An 18907-nucleotide genomic window follows, 5' to 3' on the forward strand; every position below is an offset into this window, starting at 1 on the left:
GTTGATTTAAGTTAAAATTCTCAGCATGTTCACACCTTAATGCCTTTATAGTAGAACTTATCGCGCGCGTTGGTTGAACTATAGCGGGAACTGGCACACATTTGCAATACAATTTCCTTAAGCACCCTCACCTCTTTAAAAGACTTTCATCGGACAAACATACAAGCAAACCTGTCTTTTTTTCATATGGTAGTTTGAGGTGAAAAAATGAAAAAAATAATCTTATTTGCCGATACAGGTATAGACGATACGATCGCGTTAATATACGCGTTGAAAAATCCCGAAATAGATCTAATTGGAGTGGTCAGTGGCTACGGTAACATCGATCGGGGTAAAACCTATAGGAATGTCGAGTACTTGTTAGAAATAGCAAACCGTACAGATATTCCTGTAATTGCTGGTGCTACCCGTCCCCTGAGTGGTGAAGAGCCTGTCTTTTTTCCTGAAATTCATGGTGTAGAAGGACTAGGACCAATTGAACCTCCAATTCCAGAAGAACGTTATGCAGATCGGACGAATTTCAGTAAACTGTTCAATTTAATCAAGAATAACCGTAATGAGTTAATTATCGTTAATGTAGGACGTTGCACATCTCTGGCTATAGCCCATTATTTAAGTCCTGAAGTGATGGAAGATGTTAAAGAAACCTATGTGATGGGCGGAGCATTTATTGAACCTGGCAATGCGACCGAAGTAGCGGAAGCGAACTTTTACGGCGATCCGATTGCAGCTAACTACATTTGTCAAAATGTAGTTAATCTGACGATTATACCTTTAAATGTGACAAGGGATGCCTTATTAACTCCTAATGTTGTCAATCTCATCGACATTCGTTCAGATTCACCTCTTGAAGAAATAATCAAACCAATCTTAGATTTCTATTATGAGGTCTATCAACAACTAGAGCCAGGTATTCCAGGAACACCACAACACGATTTGGCAGCTTTAATGGCAGTTCTTGATATCAGCGGGTTGTATGAGTACAAAAAACGAGAGGTTAAGGTTGCACATAAAGGTAACTTTTCATACGGTAAAAGTATCGCTGACTTCCGACCAGGGTCGAGTAATTGTTTTGGACCAAAATGTACACGTATTGCCTTGGAAATTAATCAAGATATCTTTGTAACGAGCGTCTTCGAAACCTTAACGAATCATAGATGAACCGACCTGAAAGGGCGCATCCTTCCGGATTTGCGCCCTCGTATATTATTATTAACCAGATTTTTTCTGGTGTTAATCCTATATACCTTCATTCAAAGTATAATGGATGTAAATCAGTGAGAGGATGTCGTTCTGCGCCCTTGGAAAAGGGCAAATAAAAATTAATATTTACCCTTTATAAGTATAAAAGCTGAGTGGTCTTGGATCAGCCAGATTAGTTAGATTAAAATGGGCAAGGCACTCTACGATATTTTACGTAGGATGCCTTGCTTTATTTTATGTGTTAACCCTTAGATAAAATTGAAAAGTAACTATTTTACCCATTTGAAATATGATCAGTTAATAATTTCGCCATTGTTTTTGGCTAATTTTTCGCGCCATTCACTTCGCTCCGAAGTTGTCAGTTTCGTCCACTCTGTTTCCTCACCAATAATTCTTAAAGGTTCTTGTGAACGATAAGATCGTGTTAAGTTACCTGGGAACTTTATGTCAGTAACATTTGGGTCGTTTTCAAATTCTCCTATTGGTTCTATTATATAAACGCGTTCTCTTCCTTCTCCTTTAGCTAATGCTGCTGCCAGTCCTGCACCATTGGCATTAGCAGTAAAATAAATGTGGTTCATTTTAAGATCAAGTTTGTAATTTGAATCTCCACCCGCTGTCAGTAAATCACCAACCCGCAAATCCGCCTTCGTCCCATGATAAAAGGGTCCTTCATCAGAAAGCGCACCCTCATATGAATTTGACAATTCATAATTTCTTTTTGCGTTATTAGAATCACACAACTCCTCATAGCATTTGGCAATGTTTAAATATAACATTGTGTAAGCACTCTTAACATTTTCATCGTTTATATTTAGCGCACACTGTAAAGATGTTTCCATCCATTTCAATTTATCTGTAACACTCTTTTGTTTGCGTGCCAAATGATAAGCTGCAATAAACTTTTCATAGTCATTTTTTGCTTCGTGCCATGCTTGATGAAATTTCGTGGTTGCCCCTTCAACGTTTCCGCCATCTTCCATGTTCATCCCACTCAGACAAAGTTTAATAACGACGTTGTTTGGATCAAATTTCATATTCATTTAATCTCCTCCAAATTATTGAAATCACATTTTGAACTCCATTTCCCTTGTATGCAATATGGTGCGATTTCTATTAGATATCGCACCCGATGGAATACCACATTCAATAATTCTAATTAAAATCCATCAATCTTCTTTTATGAGAAAAGCTGTTACCATTTGTTTAGTCGTTTTGAATTGTTCTCCCATATTAAGTTTTTTCATCATCCAATCTTATTATCCATCCTTACTTTTCGAATATTTAAAGGACAAGTAATGATTGATACCACTTTTCTGGGCGATCTTTTCCGAAAGTGCCTTCCTTTTATATTCTTCAAAACCCAACTTTATATATAATTCTACGGCAGGAATATTCGTATCGGCAACCTCTTCAATTACGTAATCATTGTACTGATCATTTTCAAGAATATGTCGTATAATTTGCGATGCCACACCATTCCCTCTAAATTCGATAGCTGTTCCGACAAATTCAATCGAACCCGAATTGGGAGGAAAATTTTCAAAAGGGGCTTCCCACTCTTTTTTTAAAACGATCCCGGCAATGCTACCTTTTAAAAAGCCTAAATGCTTTCTCAGCTCTTTTTTATTAAGTCGTATCGATAACGTTTTACCATCGGTACATGCAGCCATTCCAGCAACTTTATTATTTGCTATAGCCACATAAAATTGATCCAAAACAAACATGTGCGCAAAGGCATTCGCAATTTTACTTTTGTCCTTGGAAAAATAGTCAAGCCACTCTGAGAATCCTTCCGCAAAAATTTTAGACATCTGCCTTCTTACATCTATATCAACAACCTTATCCGATTTTACAATAGTAAACATTCTATCTCTTGATTGCATTTATACCCCCCCTTTTTAAGTGAATACTTTCTTGTCAAGATAAAAAATTTCTTCTACAATATGGCTTTTATCCAATATTGGCGCCATTACTTATTAGCAAATAGCCACCATTCCTTCAACAGTAGACGTTTCGTGCATAAATTCCACTCTTTACATCTCAAATGATTTAATTTAATCTTAACAGCTAAAAAAACAAAATAAAGACTGAAAATTATTGAACATTAATGTTATAATAAAATTAGGGAAGATAAGAGGTCTGTGCTGAAATCTTCAGCACAGACCTCTTATCTTTTTATGCCCATCTTCAACAATCTGCCCCTTATATACGATTGTAGCGCGAGTCTTATTAGTTAATCGCGCCCGTTTGCGGAAACATCATATTTATTTATCCACCATTTTTACGTTGGCATAAGCCACTATACCCACGTGCGCAAAAGCTGCCAGCATAATAGCAACAATCATAAAATCTTGTGAAATAAAAAATGAACTTACAATCAAAAGCGCTCCTGTAAAAAGGTCAGTTGTTCCCACCATTCTACTTAGTAAAGTGGACCCCATTGTCAAGACACTAATTTTATAAAAATAAGGTGGGGTCATTAGTTGTGTCCCTTCCCATCTTGTAGACCACGCCTTTCCTGTGCCAGGTTCTGTCAAGGGCGTACTTTCCCTTGACGGGTTCTGGCATAGGAAAGATAATCGTTCCAAGATGGAGGGGCAATGACCTACTGAAAATAAATGGATGCTGGTGTTTTATAACCTAATGACTGATGCGGGCGGTCACAGTTATAAAGCCCCATATAGTCGCGAATATTTAGTCTTGCTTCTCTTGGCGTGCCATAATCTTTTAAATAGACTTCTTCATACTTGAGGCTTCGCCAAAAACGTTCTATCATGATGTTATCCAATGCGCGACCTTTACTGTCCATACTGATTTGTACGGATGGATGGTCTTTTAAGAGATTAATATACTTTGGACTGGTAAAGTGACTGCCCTGATCACTATTGAATATCTCAGGTGTTTCTATGGTTAATGCACGCTTAACAGTATCCAATACAAAGCTCATTTCAAGTGTCTGGTCTAATTCCCAACTGATAATATAACGGGAATACCAATCGATAACAGCTGTTAAATACATCCAGCTATGCTGTAATTGAATATACGTAATATCAATGCTCCAGACTTGATTGGGACGGGTAATATTCATTCCTTTCAGCAGATATGGATAAACACGGTGCTGCAGATTGCGCTTACTTAAATTGGGACCGGGATAAACTGCTTGAATGCCCATTTCACGCATGTGACGCTGTACTCTTTTGCGGTTGATGTTCACTCCTTCAGCCTTTAATTTTTCAGCAATCTTGCGTGATCCGAAATATGGAAATTTCGTATAAATCTCATCAATCCGGTGTTTCATGGCTACCTCTTCAGGTGAAGGCTCAACCGGTTTGTAATAAAGACTGGTACGATTTAAGTTCAACAGTTCGGCTTGTTGGGTGATGGGAAGTTCAGCGTCTTCCCATTCCACCATCTCCATGCGTTCCCGTCTAGTCGTGGTAGATGCCAGATTTTTTTTTGAGCCACGACAATTGCGTGGTCAATTTCCCAACTTCTGCATAAAGGTTTTCCAGCTGTTTTTCATAATCTGCTTTGATTTTTTCCTGATCCCTGTTTTGCTTCTCAAACACCTGTGGCATTTCCTGCAGGAAGTGCGTTTTCCATTTATGCAGCTGGTTCACATGTATACCATGTTCCGATGCAATCTGACTCATTGGTTTTTCTTCCTTCAAGATTTCCAACACGATTTGAGATTTGAATTCGGGGGTGTATCTTTTTCGTTTCATGTACCTACCTTAACATCTCCTTTTTTCGTGTCTAAAATCTTGGGTCCATTATATAGCTTTTCTTTATCTCGTATACGGTTCTGATTAAAACCACTAAGCAACCAAGTTTGTTTTTTAACTCCAATTAAATAAGAAAATATAATGAGCAAAACGCCTATACCAAATATTGTTCCATTGAATCCCATTATTTTCACCTCCCTAGATTTTTACTTACATCATTCCAAAATCAGAAAAGCAACACCTAAACAAAAAGTTATTCCACTGTACACCCAAAGCGGCCCTCTTTGGTTTACCTTACCAGGATTCTTTTTATAATAAGCAAAAGCAAAAGGGTTTTTAGTCAGAACTGCATGTATTGCTATGAATAAGAGTAGAATGCCAATAGGGGCATATTTATAAGGAGTAAACAATACAATTCCCAATGCTGCCAAAGAAACTATTAAATGGATTGGAACTCTTTTCTTCGGTTGGTGTTTAAACTGACCTTCGAGGGATATTTCATCTAATAATTCTTGCGGACTTCCAAATTCCCGATAAATGGATGAACGTAATTGTTTTTCGGAAGTTACCATATTTCCTTTCTCTTGCAAGTAGTCAAAAATATGGGTTTTTATTTCCTCAAAATCTTCCTCTTTAATGGTTTTATCCTGTTGATCGGCGGTCTCAACTATCGCTTTAATGTATTCTTCATAGCATTTTTGAATCAACATTAAATTCACCCTTTTTTTCCAAGGAACATAATGCATGGTATAGATTATGGTATTTAAGCATCCTTGCTTTCAACGTACGAATTCCATTGTTGTTGATATAATAATATTTTTTGGATGGACCTTTTTCCGACTCTTTCCAGTAGAAGTCAATCATTTTATATTTGTGCATACGCTTTAAAATTGGATAAATTGCTCCCCCGGCAATAGATAACTCGCCCGTATCTTTTAATTGTTGTGTAATCTCATATCCATACATTGGCCTTGTATTCAGTAAAAGTAAAATGGCCAATTCATAGCTGCCTTTTTTTAATTGGAAAAGCCATTTGTCACTCATCTTAATCACCCTTTAATATGATATTAATATAGCCCCGACTATATTTCAATGATATATAGTGATTAAAAATAAATAATCGATGTTAATAACTCATGGTAATCACCATCACCAATATGTGATGAGAACGCCACCCTTTATTCAAGAATGGTGCCCGATTGAAGAAGATTACCTTTCACGCTTTCTTTTGAAGAAATTAGACGTAATCATCATTATTATACCTATGACAATTAAGGGGATTGATGATGCTGCCAATGATTCTGGGGTACCTGAAATCCCTGATATCGTCTCATTAAATGCAATTCCAAAGGCAAAAACCAACAATCCTATAAATGCAATAACTTTTCCTGTTCTATTAAACCTGTTTAAAAGCATCTATGTTCCCCCTTTTCATCAAAAAGTTATTCCATTAAATAGCCCTGCAATGGCAAATTGGGCGCTTTCCTTTATTCCAGAACTGCGCCCGATTGATGAAGATTAGAGAATTGATATTAGCTAGTTTTGATGAATTAATGATTCCATGATCCTGGGACTTTGCTTTGCAAAAAATTAATCAACTTTTCTTTGTTATTTGTCTGAAATGCTATACCTTTAGTGTCAAAAGCAACAAAAGTTGGAAGTTCTTCTAACTCTAAATATTCAAATTCCTTTTCAGCTTTCTTTAAAGAAGTTTCCTGAACAGCGGTAAACCCATCGACATTTCTTATATTGTTTTTATTCTTCCAATCAAACAAGTCTATTTCATCCGTATTCTTACCCCTTATTATCAATAATGAGTAATGATCTTTCTCGTCAGAAAATAAATCTTTTGGAGGTTTTACATGATCCTTATCAACATTCGAACAACCTGCTAACAAAACAAGGGATAACAAAATGCACGATATGAATACCTTTATCACAACAAATCCCCCCTTGTAGGTAATACCTTAGTATATACTATTCAGCAAAACGCTCCGATGAGCAATTGGCATTAATCTTTATTAGTGTAAATCGCCCGTTTGCTGAACTGTTAAGGTGCTACAAGTTCCACTTTAATTCTGTCTGGATCTTCGAAGTAAACAGCATAGTGGTCTTCCCCGCCAGCGAATGGATGCTGATTCTCATAAAGAATATTCATTCCTCTATCTTTTAATTTCTTTGTCATATCATCAACGTGTTGGCGTGAGTCTGCGTGAAACGCTAAATGATTTAGACCTACTCCGCTTCTATGATATGGAACATCCAGAAACCGTTCCTCTGTTTGAACAAAAACGATGTAAGTATCTCCTATTTTCCAACTTTGTCCACTTTCCCATTCTTGAAAAGATCTGTACCCCAATTCTTCGAGATACCAACTCCAAAAGTCAAGCGACCTTTTTAAATCGGATACATATATCTCAATATGGTGTAGTAATCCCTTTGACAAAAAATAGCCCTCCTCTTTTTCCATCAAACTGCCCTATTTCTAATTATTCCAAAATAAGTAATCCAGTTCAATATTTTTCTCAAAAATTAGACACCTACCTTATTCAAGATAGGCGCCCGTCGTATTATATGAATAAGCCAGTCATTTCTGGTTGACCTATTTTTTATAGGTTTCATATGCTTGAGGAAGTCGGGGGAGGACGCCGGCGCCCGTGGGACACTGATCCCGTCCGTAATACTGTCCACCCCTTCCTTGTAGAAACATGTTTGAGGCTGGTTGGGACATGATCCCGTATAACAAGCGAAGCTATGAAACTACAAGGGATGTGAGGGGCGCACTGACGAATTTATCAAAGGAGTTGTGATTACTTATGAATCCTGTCATCGGCCTGGATGTCGCAAAAGGAGAAAGCCAGGTCCAAGCCTTTTTACAAAGGAAAAGCCCATATAAGAAAAGCTTTAAATTTAAACACCATTTACAAGGTCTTCATACTTTTTATCAGTTTTATCAGGAAGTGGAACAAGTATCCGGACAACCTCCGGCTGTCATCTTTGAATCCACCGGACACTATCATGAACCTGTGCTTCAATTTCTTGAGGATCAGGCTATAACGTATTATGTCATCAATCCGGTCATTTCCTATGAGGCTCGAAAAACAAGCCTCCGTAAGGTGAAAACAGACAAAATCGATGCCTTCCATCTGGGGGAGTTGTATTACAAAGAAGATCTGGAAGTGTTTCAAAGGAAAACCGAACAATACCTGAATCTGCGGCAATTAACCAGACAGCACAGCGCTTTAACGGACAGCTATGTTGAAATCAAACTTCAGTTTCAGGCTGCTTTGGATCAGATTTTCCCGGAGTTTCATAGCGTTTTTAGTAATCTTTGTGGCAAGTTGTCCCTGAACACTTTACTGCATTATCCGACTTCTGCGGATATTGAAGGGGTCTCTCAACAGGCATTGGCCACGGAGATGCGTCAAGTCGGAGCAAGACGTTCCGATACATGGTTTCTCGATAAAGCGGCTCAATTACAGGATGCGGCTGCCCGCAATCCCTTTCAAGAGCCAATCTGCCGTGGCCATGTCCTTAGCCTACAGATGTACATCCAGATGATTTTTCAATACCAGGAACATCTATCCAAATTACGGAAGGAAATCAATGCCTTGGCCAAGACTTTTGACGATTATGCGTTGGTTCAATCCGTTCCCGGAGTCGGAGAAAAGATTGCAGCAACAATTATCTCCGAAATCGGGGGAATCGATCTGTTTGAACGTCCTAAACAACTGGCCGCCTATGCGGGACTAGATCCAAGTGTTTTTGAGTCAGGCAAATTTAAAGCATCCATTAACCGTATCACGAAAAGAGGGTCATCAAGATTACGTCAGGCTCTTTATACGGCTGTGCAGTGCGGTATTGCCAAAAACCGAAACAAGAAACTTATAGCCTTTTATAATCGCAAAAGAAGCGAAGGCAAGCCACACAAGGTCGCTGTGATTGCCTGTGCTAATAAACTTATTCACTGGATCCATGTCATGTTAAAACGTCAAGAAGCCTTTGTAGACCAATCATGAGATGCATTTAAATTGCCAATCTTTTGAAACCTTATCAATTCAACGGTAAGGCTATTTGGCATGTCCGATTTTAGTATAACATGTTTTTTTAAACTTTTTTACCTTTAATTGTTGACAGCTATTGGCTGGTATTGCGGTATAGTCAAATCAAGGTTCTTAAGCTAACGCAATTAAAGAACAACTTCTGTTGCTTATTAATCCCTATGATAAAAAACCATCTAAGAATTGTGACCATTCCTCGATTAGGTAATAGTTAATATTAACTTCAATAATTTTTTTATTTCACAATCTTATTTGTATACATCCGACACTATTTTCAAAAAAGCCTTCAAAGCACGTGTTTTATAACGATTTTTCTTTAAAACGATGCCAATTTTCCAAGGGATATATTGACTACTGATTTCTTTGACACAAAGATTCTGTGAGCACATTTCGGTTAAAGGACTTGGAATAATAGCTACTCCTAGTTCATCACGAACTAATGCCATTAATAAATCCCACTGCGTTGTACTATATGCAATATTCGGCACAAAATTCTCCTTACGACAACTCTCTAAAACCACTTGGCTCAAGGCAAATGTAGTATCAAACAATATCCAATCATCCTGTTGCAGTTGTGCAAGTGTAATCTGCTGTTCCTCTTTTAAAACGTGACTTTTAGGTAAACAGGCAACAAACGGTGCTTCAAAAATAAGCTGTTCTTCTAGTTCCTTGCTTTGGGTTGGTATCACGACAAAAGCTACATCGACTTCACCCTTTTCAACAAGCTTTTCTACATTTAAACCTCCTTCTTCGACAATTTCAAGTGTAACCTCTGTATACTTCTTTGAGAAAGCTTTCGCCACTTGTGGAAAGAAAAAGGTACCAATAATTTGCGGCAGCCCGACTTTTAAATGCCCTTTTATATTTTCATTTAGATGTTCATTTATATCTTCAAGCTCTTTTTTTAACTCCTTCATTTGCTGTAGCATTGTAATCGCTTTTTCATAAACAAGCTGACCTTCATCGGTTAAACGAATAATCCGATTAGAACGCTCAAAGAGTGTTACGCTAAGTTTTTTCTCTAGCTTTTGAATTGTTTTAGATAGGGATGGTTGTGCGATAAATAGCTGCTCACTTGCCTTTGAAAAGCTTCCACATTCCACAATTGTTTTAAATACCTCGAAGTCTCGTAAATTCATCGTATTCCCCCATTATTCCCTTTTGGCATATTCAATATGATTATTATATATTTTACATTATAAACGATTCCTCTTACACTTTTAGGAAACAGGAGGGATTCAGATGTCAACATGTAAAGTTGGTGTCGTTCAAGCAGGTTCAATCGTAATGAATAAAGAGAAATGTATCAACAAGGCAATAAAATTAATCAAAGAGGCTGGGGAACAAGGAGCCAATATTATTGTTTTTCCAGAAGCATATATTCCAGCGTATCCACGTGGGATGAGCTTTGGGGCAGTGGTTGGAAGTCGTTCGGAGAGTGGACGCAATGACTTTTTACGTTATGCAAAAAATGCCATAACAGTACCTGGTCCCGAAACAAATCAATTAGGTGCTGCGGTGAAAAAAGCAGGTGCTTATACTGTTATTGGCATCATTGAACGTGACCAACAAACAAGTAGTGGCACACTCTATTGCACAGCGATTTTCTTTGGTCCAGACGGAAGATTGCTGGGAAAACATCGAAAACTAAAACCAACGGGCAGTGAACGTCTTATTTGGGGTGAAGGGGATGGCAGTACGCTCCCTGTATTTGATACACCATATGGCAAAATTGGTTCCCTTATTTGTTGGGAAAACTATATGCCTCTAGCGCGTGCCGCTATGTATGAAAAGGGTATTCAGATTTATATTGCACCAACTGCTGATTCACGTGATACTTGGTTTGCTTCCATGCGGCATATTGCGATTGAGGGACGTTGCTTTGTTTTATCTTGCAATCAATATAGTACAAAGGATATGTATGAAGAAGATTTAATAGCAACAGAGGAAATGCAAAAAATGCCTTATGAAATTACTCGTGGTGGCAGTTGCATCGTAAATCCACTTGGAGAATTTTTAGTAGAGCCGGTATTTGGAAAAGAAGAAATACTATATGCTACTCTGAATTTAGACGACATCACACGTGGTCATTTTGATTTTGATGTAGTTGGACATTACGATCGAAAAGATGTGTTCCAATTAGTCGTAAATGAAGAAAAGCAATAGATTCCCTTTTGGCTGTTAATATATATCTATGTTTATTGATTCGGGTGCCTGCCCAAGTATTGTATAATCAATGCTTAAAGGTTTAGGCACTTTCCGTTTTAAACCTTTACAAAAAATTATAGGTTTTCTTATTGAACTCCCCTTTAAGTACATTTCTTCACAATCTCACACCAACATCAACATAAATATCCAGTGATTGAAGCGTAACTCTTATTCAATTACTGCGCCCGTTAATGGAATTATCCACTTCTACTATTAGCTGGTATTGCAGAATATCGTCAATATTCTTCTTAAAGAAGAGTTCAATATCACTTCGCTAATTTATCTACCTGGACCTAGCTGACAGTCATAACAAAACCCCAAGTAACAGCTGCTACTCAGGGTTAAATAATACATTTTATTTCTCACCACTTAATTCCACTAATATTTTTGCTTGTGATTTATCGTTTGTCAATGCTTCGAATCCATTTTCAACAATATCATCCAATTGAATTTGGTCTGTAATAATTCCCTGTGGTTTTAATTGTCCTGTTCCCATTAAATCTACAGTTTGTTGGAATGTAGTAGGTGTATATGCGATTGTTGATGTAACTTTTACACCTGTATTTGTAAGCTGTATTGGATTCCATTCAATCTCCCTAGCAAATATAGAAACAATAACCATTGTTCCACGTGCCCTTGTTGCATCAATTGCTTGTTTAAATGTTGGTGCTACTCCGGCAACTTCAAAGGAAACATCTACTCCATCTGGAACAATTTCCTTGATTGCTGTAACAGCATCTTGTTCGCTAGAGTTAACGACATGGGTTGCTCCTAATTCTTTTGCTTTTTCAATTCTAGTTTCCGACAAATCTAAAGCAATAATCTTGCTGGCACCAGCAGCTTTAGCTGCAATAATTGTCACTAAACCAATTGGACCTGCACCAAATACAGCTACCGTATCACCAAACTGCAGTTTCCCTTCTTTTACAGCTTGTACGGCAACCGCAGTTGGTTCTACTAAAGCTCCATCCTGTAGTGTTAAAGATTCTGGAAGTAGATAAACGTTATCTTCTGGTACATTTGCATATTTAGTAAAACCACCGTCACCGTGAAGGCCGATAAAGCTGAAACCATCATAAGGATCAAGGTCTTCCGACTTATTTCCATAAGTGATTGTTGGATTAATTGCTACTCTATCGCCAACTTTATATTTTGTCACCTTTGGACCTACTTCTTCAATAACACCCGCAAATTCATGCCCCATGGTTAGCGGAGCGATTTCTCCAGTTAACGGATCCTCTTTTTCATTTGGTACAAACACCGGTCCCTCTTCATACTCATGTAAATCACTGCCACAAATACCTGCCCAAGCTACCCTTACTTTAACATCGGTATCTTTCGTTTGTTTTAGTTCTATTTCCTCTACCCGTAAGTCTTTTTTTCCATACCAGACTGCAGCTTTCATTGGATATTACCTCCTGCTTAATTAGTAGAAAATAGTTATAAGAATACTATATTGAAGGAATAATCAATATTAATTCCTATGATTTTATTATACTATTGATTTTTCCAACCTTCTATTAAATAGACTTTAATTTCTAACCAAATACACATATCTCATTAACAGTTTTGCGATTGTTTATTTTAATTCGGTTGCATGGTTTATTCTCGGGTCTTTGTTCATATAATTTTACCATTCCTCGATATTTACCTTTTTACTTATCCAGTTTATTCAGTGAACTTTTATTTAACCGTACAAATATTCATAAGAAGAATTCCCCCTCATCTGAATCTCTTTTTATTTTCATCGTATATGGATTATTTTATTCAATAAAATGACCCTTATATATGATGCTCACGCTAATCCTTATTCAAGAATGGCGCCCTTTTCTTGAATAGTCTTTTTCAGCAACTAGTTGGTATCGTATTGTGTAACATCTTTATTGTAAAAAAACGATTTGTAACGGAATCAACCTGGAGTACAGCAGCCTTGTGGTCTCAGGAAGTTGATGCATCATTTGCTCTTTTCTTCGCATCTGTTTTACCGGATACAAACCATCCTATTACAGCAATGCCAAGCAGGATTGCCCAGAAAATTATCGTCCAGACGGTAGAATGTGGAAAATGTGCAGGTAAAACACCAACATCTTTATGTGCAAGTGTAATGACAGCAAGTTTGACACCAACCCACGCAACAATCAAGTATGCAGTTGTCTCCAATCCGGGACGTACGTCAAGAAGTTTTACAAACCAGTTAGCAGCAAACTTAATTAGTATCAGTCCTGCCACACTGGCCAGGACAATAATGGCGAATTTTCCACCGTCCATCCCACCGAATTTGGGTAATGGTGTATTAGGTAAAGTTACAGCAAGTGCAACAGCAGCAAGGATTGAATCAATCGCAAACGCAATATCAGCAATTCCGATTTTTGCTACAGTTGGCCAGAAACCTGAGCCAGGCTTGTTCGCCTCTTCACCGCTGTCATCCTCTTCTGAACTGAATACGTTTTTATAAACATGTTTTCCGCCCAAATAAATAAGATATGCTGCACCGATGGCTTGTACCTGCCAGATATCTGCAATAAACGTTATAAGAAATATGGCAGCAAACCGAAAAACGAAAGCCAAATAAATCCCAAGATCGATTGCACGTTTTTTCTGTTTATCCGGCAGATGTTTCGCAATAACTGCCAACACAAGTGCGTTATCAGCTGACAACAGGCCCTCTAAGCCTATTAGTATCAATAACGTCCACGCATATTCCAGAATTAGTGAAGAATCCACAAATATTTCTCCCTTCAAATAAATAAAGACTCTTACCAAATTAATGTGGTAAAGGCCAAAAATGAAATCAGACCTTTACCATCTATGGCAAAGGTCTTGCTAACAAAATTATATGTTGCCAATAATGCCGAGAATGACCTGATTCACTCTGTGATGACGACATTACTGTAAAAGCTACTCCCCTTTTTACTATTTAAATTATATCACAAAAAAATAAAAGTTACTCAATAAACTGATCTGATATCAGAAGGATGTTCTCTTATTCGGTTACTGCGCCCGTTAAAGGAATAACCTAGATAAAAAACAGCGTCATAATTTATTGGATATAAGACCTATTCATTAATACTATTCGCCAACCGTCAGGGTCTTCTATTGTAATCCCTTGTTCCTTCCAGTATTCATTCTCCGGTTCAACCTCTGTATGCCCCATTTTCCTTAACCGTTCTGATACTTTATTAATTTCATTTTTATCAGTTATGTAAAATACTAAGAGATTATCCTTTGTTGGGGCAGGGCAAGGACTACCATCAATATGGCGGGTGAATTCTAAATGATAGTCAACATCTGGCAATCCAAATATGACTCCTTCATAACCCCTATGTCCTTTAAATTGCTGAATTTGTTTAAGTCCCAAGCCATTTTGATAAAAATCAATAATTTCTTCAAATTTATCAGTAGGTCTAGCTATTCTTACCTGTGCTGCAGTGAAATCTTTAAATTCCAAATTTAAAACCAACCTTTCTTAATAGAATTCTTTAACTTTAAGTTGCTTTCTTGTTCAGCAATATGGTCCATTTCCGTAAAGCAGGACGCCAATACTTATTCCAGAAAGGCGCCCTTTAGCGGAATACACTAATGTTCAATAAAGACCCACCCAATAGCACTTAACCCAAAATTAATGACCTGCCGTGCACATCAGTCAATGTGCACGGCAGGTCTTAGAAAGCTGTTACGCTTTTTCCAGTATTTCTGGTTTTCTTCCTTGCATCGGATTGGTACTTTCCAACGCATAGCCGGCATTCAGGATTCTTCCTTCCTTAAATGCAGGGCCGATAAATTGCATTCCCACTGGCAGTCCTTTACTGAAGCCACATGGGACGGACAATGCCGGCAGTCCTGTCAGATTTTCCGGTCCCATAAACCGTATGATATTGTCAATCACATCCACTTTTTCCCCGTTTAAGTCGGCGAAATCATCACCAATATCATTTGGAGGGACGGGCAATGTAGGGGCTATAAGGATATCCACCTGCTCGAAAGCTTTTTGGAAATCCTGTTTCAACTGTCGCCTCACCTGCTGAGCCTGCAGATAATCTACGGCTGATGGCAGTTCGCCCATCTCAAACAACATACGGATGTCATTGCCGAAATCCTGTGGCCTTGTCTGCAGATCACTGTGGTGTATAGCCGATGCTTCGGAAAGTGAGGTGATGAGTTCCGCCCATTCGGCATACTGCAGTGCCGGTATTTTGACTTCCTGCACTTTTGCCCCCTGGTCAACCAGTTTCTGAATGCCATCGCGGACCAGTTTTTCAATACCGGAATCCACCCGGTTAAAGAAATATTCCTCGTTCACACCGATAACAAGATCCTTCACGTTACCTGTAACTTGTTCCAGATAATTATCAACTGGAACATTTACGGTAGTTGGATCATTTTTATCAAATCCGGCAATAATCTCCAGCAGCCCTGCCGCGTCTTTCACTGTTTTCGTCATTGGCCCAACATGGTCAAGTGTCCATGCCAATGGATAAACTCCATATTTGCTGACTCGTCCGAACGTTTGTTTTAATCCGACCGTTCCACAGGCAGATGAAGGTATTCGGATGGAACCAGCGGTATCTGTCCCCAGTGATGCAATAGTTGCATCAGCTGCAAGGGCTGCGCCGGACCCGCCACTCGAACCTCCCGGTATTTTATCCGGATTCCACGGGTTTTTTACCGGTCCGTAATGCGGGTTATTGTTGGTTATTCCCCAAGCATATTCATGCAAGCTTACTTTACCTGTGAAAACAACCCCCGCCTCCCGTAATTTGGAAATGACCGTTGCATCGAAATCGGATACGAATTCTTTATGGATTTTTGAGGCCATGGTTGTTACCTTGTCTTTCATGTAAATAATATCCTTGATGCCCATTGGAATCCCATGGTACATGCCGCGATAAACCCCATTGTTAATTTCTGTTTCTGCCTTTTCCGCTTCTTCCAGTGCGTCTTCCCTATATATGTTGATGTATGAATTAACTGTCTTCTGGGTGGCTTCTGCCTGATCCAACACTGCTTTGGTAACTTCCACAGGCGAAATTGTTCTGTCTTTAATAAGCGGGGCCAATTCCTCGACTGATTTGGATGCCCATTCCTTACTCAACATGATCACCTCCAGGAATGTTACGCAGGCTAATGTCGGCATCGTCAATGTTTGCATGTTCCAGATTTCCCCGGAGTGCCAGCATCCCTTCCCACCGCTTCGCCAAAATTTCCAGATGTTCCTCTTTCGGGTTTATTCCTTTGTTCTCCAACAATTGTTTAACTAGTAGAGACAATACGAACCACTCCTTCTATAATATTTATCCTCAAAGGCAATTTGCCTGAAGACATTTATAAAACTACTCATTCCATAAAACCATTTATTTAGTGTGGGTTGTCGTTTTGTCATGAGAGGTAAATTCTTATCTTCATAAATACAACGGGGTCATTCGCATAGAAGCTTGGGAAAGTTTACTACTGTGTAAGCAGTTTCAACGAACCTATCATAAACATAGCATTACAACATATAACTGTCAATTTATTTAAACTATTACAATTTTTATGACGGGGAGATTTCAAAACTGGGATAAAAACTTGTATTGTACCAAATTTCTCTAATAACATTATCAAAAGCTATAGAGGCGCAGAAAAACTTGCAGAGCGCAAATGTATCATATTTCTCCTTTTCTTCAGGGGCATTTATCAAGCTATTAAAAAGGACCCTTTGCCATTGATTAGAAAAAATTCCTGACAAAATAAACACCCCAATGACAAACATCATTAAAATCAGCTTAAAAAACAAAATGCCAATACTTATTCCAGATAAACACCCGATGAATAACTTCTGTGTGCCACAAACACTATAAAAAAGATAAATCATTTTCTGACAGGTCAACCCCATAAGTTTTTGACAATAAAACAAATGAACCCCAGAGATTGCCTGCACTTTCCTTCAATTGCTGCACATTCGTATTCAAGGATAAAAGACCAAGCATATTTCTCTTATAATTTTTGGGTAGGTTTTCAAGCTGGAGGCTATCCTGGTAAATAGTGTAGACTTGACAAATACCTCACTTTATTTTTTAAAGCGACACATATTGCAGCCCAATATGCAATTTGTCTGGATTCATCTGCCACAGATAATGTATTAGATTCAGTCAAAATAAAAACCTTGTATACATGTTCATACATATCAGCTAGTGCTTCTCTTAAAAAATCATTAAAATCGACACTTTCTTCTGTTTTTCGGGCTTGTTTTGTTAACTGCCCATAAATGTTTTTAGGGTCATACAGGATCCTGCTGGTGAAAATTGTATCGCCTTTAACGGGCCATTCGTAATCTATTGAATTTGCCTTTGAGGAAAGTCTTTCCAAACTACTGAAGCCTTATACCTACAAAGATTCCTTTATAAAAAAATGGATACCAACCACTTTCAGCCCCTTGTACCACATCACGCATTTCTAAGTCAGATTCTGGACAATCCAAACCTTTGGCTGTAGAACCTTCAATGCTGCAGTAACAAGATCTTCTCCGTACTTACTATGCAATTTCTTATAAATTTCATTTGCGACATTTAGTCTTTCGTTTGAGGAGATTCCCACCCATCATACCAACTCCTTGAATTTCTCAAATCTTTATTTAAATGGCCCTTCAGCAGGATTGTGCCCGTTAATTGAACAGTATTCAGGGCGATTCGTAATCTTTTAAGTCATCATGCAAAATAAAATCTATAGCTTTAATTAATCTTGTAAGTCCTCTGGGAAGTTATGACCTAACCCCTTGCTTATCATTAGTTTGTAAGGGAACTTATACTTTTCAAATGCTTCACACAATCCCTTGGCTTCATCAAAGTAAGGATCTTGATCTCCCCCAACGAAGATTGCGTGACAAAGCTTTTTTAATCATAGATTCATATTTGTTTGCTTCTCCGACTGTATTGAATCTTCTTCAAGAGCTAATTCAACAGCCAATTTACCACCCTGTGAAGCACCTGCAACTATTAATGGACCCTTAGGTGGATTATCATTTGATATAACTTTGTGATACGTTTCAATGGTTCCAACCTTTGACTCCAACAGAAAGCCTCTGGAGCAAATAATGGTGACGATTGTGGAAACGCCATTGAATATCGACTTTTAAAGTTCTTCATCATCCCAGTAACTTGAAAAATTGTTTATATTATCCCCGCGTCAATGAAGGAAATAAATCAAAGGATGAACTGAGCTATTTTTTGATGGCCAAACTATCGTTTCAGGTTTGGTTTGAGAACAAAATTAATGATTCTTCCACCCTCTTTATTAGGGAAAGCATTTTCGAATCTCTTAGCGAATTCAGTACTTAATACTAAGGTTCCGCTGTTATTCACCTTATAATGTTTTTCGAGAACCTCTGCATCCAAAGTACGGAAGTCAACTAATTTTTCATAAGTTGCATTGTTTATTAACACGCTTGGAGTACCCAAAGTTTCTTCAACTTGATTTAAAATATTTGTTGGGGTTTCCGGCCTTGATAAATCGGCTTCTATGTGTTCACAACGTACTCCTAAATTCCTTATCTTGTTGTATAAAACATTTTGATATTTTTTTTCGGAGCCAACACCTTCACTTTTATCATAAGTGCTCCAATGGGTAAAAAAGATATCAGCTTTGGCATGCATTAAACAAATGGCGTAACCAATGCCTTGGGCACGACTTGCCCCGGTTACAATTGCTATCTTTCCTTTTAAAACCTTCATA

22 protein-coding genes are annotated in these 18907 nt (G+C 38.1%); 4 read left to right on the plus strand and 18 right to left on the minus strand.

Going from position 1 to position 18907, the window contains the following annotated elements; all coding sequences use genetic code 11:
- Positions 1-207: 207 nt before the first annotated feature.
- On the plus strand, positions 208-1161 hold the full coding sequence (locus HUX68_RS04490; protein WP_174613709.1) for a nucleoside hydrolase: 954 nt from the start codon (positions 208-210) through the stop codon (positions 1159-1161).
- A gap of 335 nt (positions 1162-1496) precedes the next feature.
- Here HUX68_RS04490 and arr read toward each other — a convergent pair whose 3' ends face one another.
- From arr to HUX68_RS04525, 7 genes are all read right to left on the minus strand, one after another.
- Positions 1497-1910, minus strand: a complete 414-nt coding sequence (gene arr / locus HUX68_RS19525) for an NAD(+)--rifampin ADP-ribosyltransferase (protein WP_343033696.1) — start codon at positions 1908-1910, stop codon at positions 1497-1499.
- Between the two features lie 552 nt (positions 1911-2462).
- Positions 2463-3089 carry a GNAT family N-acetyltransferase gene (locus tag HUX68_RS04500; RefSeq protein ID WP_343033612.1) on the minus strand — a complete coding sequence of 209 codons (627 nt, stop codon included), beginning with the start codon at positions 3087-3089 and terminating at the stop codon, positions 2463-2465.
- Between the two features lie 381 nt (positions 3090-3470).
- Positions 3471-3743, minus strand: coding sequence for a hypothetical protein (locus tag HUX68_RS04505; RefSeq protein ID WP_174613711.1), 273 nt, complete (start codon positions 3741-3743; stop codon positions 3471-3473).
- A 68-nt stretch (positions 3744-3811) separates the two neighbouring features.
- Positions 3812-4931 (minus strand): IS3 family transposase gene (locus HUX68_RS04510; protein WP_174613712.1). Its coding sequence is split into 2 segments (ribosomal slippage): positions 3812-4664 and positions 4663-4931, totalling 1122 coding nucleotides; the frame shifts between segments, so codons are not numbered across the junction.
- The gene (locus HUX68_RS04515) at positions 4928-5116 is read right to left on the minus strand and encodes a DUF3784 domain-containing protein (protein WP_174613713.1); all 189 of its coding nucleotides are present in this window, start codon (positions 5114-5116) and stop codon (positions 4928-4930) included. Before HUX68_RS04515 ends, HUX68_RS04510 begins: the two co-directional genes overlap by 4 nt.
- A gap of 30 nt (positions 5117-5146) precedes the next feature.
- The gene (locus HUX68_RS04520; RefSeq protein ID WP_174613714.1) at positions 5147-5641 is read right to left on the minus strand and encodes a hypothetical protein; all 495 of its coding nucleotides are present in this window, start codon (positions 5639-5641) and stop codon (positions 5147-5149) included.
- Complete coding sequence (locus HUX68_RS04525; protein WP_174613715.1) at positions 5619-5975, minus strand: PadR family transcriptional regulator; 357 nt, start codon at positions 5973-5975, stop codon at positions 5619-5621. Before HUX68_RS04525 ends, HUX68_RS04520 begins: the two co-directional genes overlap by 23 nt.
- Before the next feature lie 115 nt (positions 5976-6090).
- On the opposite strand from HUX68_RS04525, the gene HUX68_RS04530 reads away from it, so the two are divergent.
- Positions 6091-6453 (plus strand): hypothetical protein, encoded by a 363-nt coding sequence (locus HUX68_RS04530; RefSeq protein ID WP_174613716.1) that lies wholly within the window; start codon positions 6091-6093, stop codon positions 6451-6453.
- A gap of 28 nt (positions 6454-6481) precedes the next feature.
- On the opposite strand, the gene HUX68_RS04535 is transcribed toward HUX68_RS04530, so the two are convergent.
- On the minus strand, positions 6482-6871 hold the full coding sequence (locus tag HUX68_RS04535) for a hypothetical protein (protein WP_174613717.1): 390 nt from the start codon (positions 6869-6871) through the stop codon (positions 6482-6484).
- A gap of 110 nt (positions 6872-6981) precedes the next feature.
- Positions 6982-7377, minus strand: coding sequence for a VOC family protein (locus tag HUX68_RS04540; RefSeq protein ID WP_174613718.1), 396 nt, complete (start codon positions 7375-7377; stop codon positions 6982-6984).
- A gap of 370 nt (positions 7378-7747) precedes the next feature.
- Between HUX68_RS04540 and HUX68_RS04545 the strand changes: the two genes are divergently transcribed.
- Positions 7748-8950: an IS110 family RNA-guided transposase gene (locus HUX68_RS04545; protein ID WP_174613719.1), complete on the plus strand. Its 1203-nt coding sequence runs from the start codon at positions 7748-7750 to the stop codon at positions 8948-8950.
- A 290-nt stretch (positions 8951-9240) separates the two neighbouring features.
- On the opposite strand, the gene HUX68_RS04550 is transcribed toward HUX68_RS04545, so the two are convergent.
- Entirely contained in the window at positions 9241-10131 is an 891-nt protein-coding gene (locus tag HUX68_RS04550) for a LysR family transcriptional regulator (protein WP_174613720.1), read from the minus strand.
- A gap of 103 nt (positions 10132-10234) precedes the next feature.
- Here HUX68_RS04550 and HUX68_RS04555 point away from each other — a divergent pair, with 103 nt between their 5' ends.
- On the plus strand, positions 10235-11158 hold the full coding sequence (locus tag HUX68_RS04555; RefSeq protein ID WP_174613721.1) for a carbon-nitrogen hydrolase family protein: 924 nt from the start codon (positions 10235-10237) through the stop codon (positions 11156-11158).
- Positions 11159-11555: 397 nt separating this feature from the next.
- Here HUX68_RS04555 and HUX68_RS04560 read toward each other — a convergent pair whose 3' ends face one another.
- From HUX68_RS04560 to HUX68_RS04595, 8 genes are all read right to left on the minus strand, one after another.
- Positions 11556-12605 (minus strand): 2,3-butanediol dehydrogenase, encoded by a 1050-nt coding sequence (locus HUX68_RS04560; protein WP_068446694.1) that lies wholly within the window; start codon positions 12603-12605, stop codon positions 11556-11558.
- Positions 12606-13138: 533 nt separating this feature from the next.
- Positions 13139-13924 (minus strand): TerC family protein, encoded by a 786-nt coding sequence (locus tag HUX68_RS04565; RefSeq protein WP_174613722.1) that lies wholly within the window; start codon positions 13922-13924, stop codon positions 13139-13141.
- Positions 13925-14240: 316 nt separating this feature from the next.
- Positions 14241-14648: a VOC family protein gene (locus tag HUX68_RS04570; RefSeq protein ID WP_174613723.1), complete on the minus strand. Its 408-nt coding sequence runs from the start codon at positions 14646-14648 to the stop codon at positions 14241-14243.
- Positions 14649-14873: 225 nt separating this feature from the next.
- A complete protein-coding gene (locus HUX68_RS04575) occupies positions 14874-16295 on the minus strand; it encodes an amidase (RefSeq protein WP_174613724.1) in 1422 nt (473 codons plus the stop codon).
- Positions 16285-16467, minus strand: coding sequence for a hypothetical protein (locus HUX68_RS04580; protein WP_174613725.1), 183 nt, complete (start codon positions 16465-16467; stop codon positions 16285-16287). The genes HUX68_RS04575 and HUX68_RS04580 overlap by 11 nt, the downstream gene beginning before the upstream one ends.
- 739 nt (positions 16468-17206) lie before the next feature.
- Complete coding sequence (locus HUX68_RS04585) at positions 17207-17545, minus strand: kanamycin nucleotidyltransferase C-terminal domain-containing protein (protein ID WP_174613726.1); 339 nt, start codon at positions 17543-17545, stop codon at positions 17207-17209.
- 528 nt (positions 17546-18073) lie between these two features.
- A complete protein-coding gene (locus tag HUX68_RS04590; RefSeq protein WP_174613727.1) occupies positions 18074-18247 on the minus strand; it encodes a hypothetical protein in 174 nt (57 codons plus the stop codon).
- Positions 18248-18414: 167 nt separating this feature from the next.
- Positions 18415-18906, minus strand: a complete 492-nt coding sequence (locus HUX68_RS04595) for an SDR family NAD(P)-dependent oxidoreductase (RefSeq protein ID WP_174613728.1) — start codon at positions 18904-18906, stop codon at positions 18415-18417.
- Position 18907: the final 1 nt, after the last annotated feature.

The organism is Virgibacillus ihumii (genome assembly GCF_902726655.1).
Classification (GTDB): domain Bacteria; phylum Bacillota; class Bacilli; order Bacillales; family Amphibacillaceae; genus Lentibacillus; species Lentibacillus ihumii.

What these genes read in the sequence shown, in the direction of transcription:
- HUX68_RS04490 (WP_174613709.1), top strand. Translation starts at nt 208, where the DNA reads ATGAAAAAAATAATCTTATTTGCCGATACAGGTATAGACGATACGATC.
- HUX68_RS04500 (WP_343033612.1), bottom strand. Translation starts at nt 3,089, where the DNA reads ATGCAATCAAGAGATAGAATGTTTACTATTGTAAAATCGGATAAGGTT.
- HUX68_RS04515 (WP_174613713.1), bottom strand. Translation starts at nt 5,116, where the DNA reads ATGGGATTCAATGGAACAATATTTGGTATAGGCGTTTTGCTCATTATA.
- HUX68_RS04520 (WP_174613714.1), bottom strand. Translation starts at nt 5,641, where the DNA reads ATGTTGATTCAAAAATGCTATGAAGAATACATTAAAGCGATAGTTGAG.
- HUX68_RS04525 (WP_174613715.1), bottom strand. Translation starts at nt 5,975, where the DNA reads ATGAGTGACAAATGGCTTTTCCAATTAAAAAAAGGCAGCTATGAATTG.
- HUX68_RS04545 (WP_174613719.1), top strand. Translation starts at nt 7,748, where the DNA reads ATGAATCCTGTCATCGGCCTGGATGTCGCAAAAGGAGAAAGCCAGGTC.
- HUX68_RS04550 (WP_174613720.1), bottom strand. Translation starts at nt 10,131, where the DNA reads ATGAATTTACGAGACTTCGAGGTATTTAAAACAATTGTGGAATGTGGA.
- HUX68_RS04555 (WP_174613721.1), top strand. Translation starts at nt 10,235, where the DNA reads ATGTCAACATGTAAAGTTGGTGTCGTTCAAGCAGGTTCAATCGTAATG.
- HUX68_RS04560 (WP_068446694.1), bottom strand. Translation starts at nt 12,605, where the DNA reads ATGAAAGCTGCAGTCTGGTATGGAAAAAAAGACTTACGGGTAGAGGAA.
- HUX68_RS04575 (WP_174613724.1), bottom strand. Translation starts at nt 16,295, where the DNA reads ATGTTGAGTAAGGAATGGGCATCCAAATCAGTCGAGGAATTGGCCCCG.
- HUX68_RS04595 (WP_174613728.1), bottom strand. Translation starts at nt 18,906, where the DNA reads ATGAAGGTTTTAAAAGGAAAGATAGCAATTGTAACCGGGGCAAGTCGT.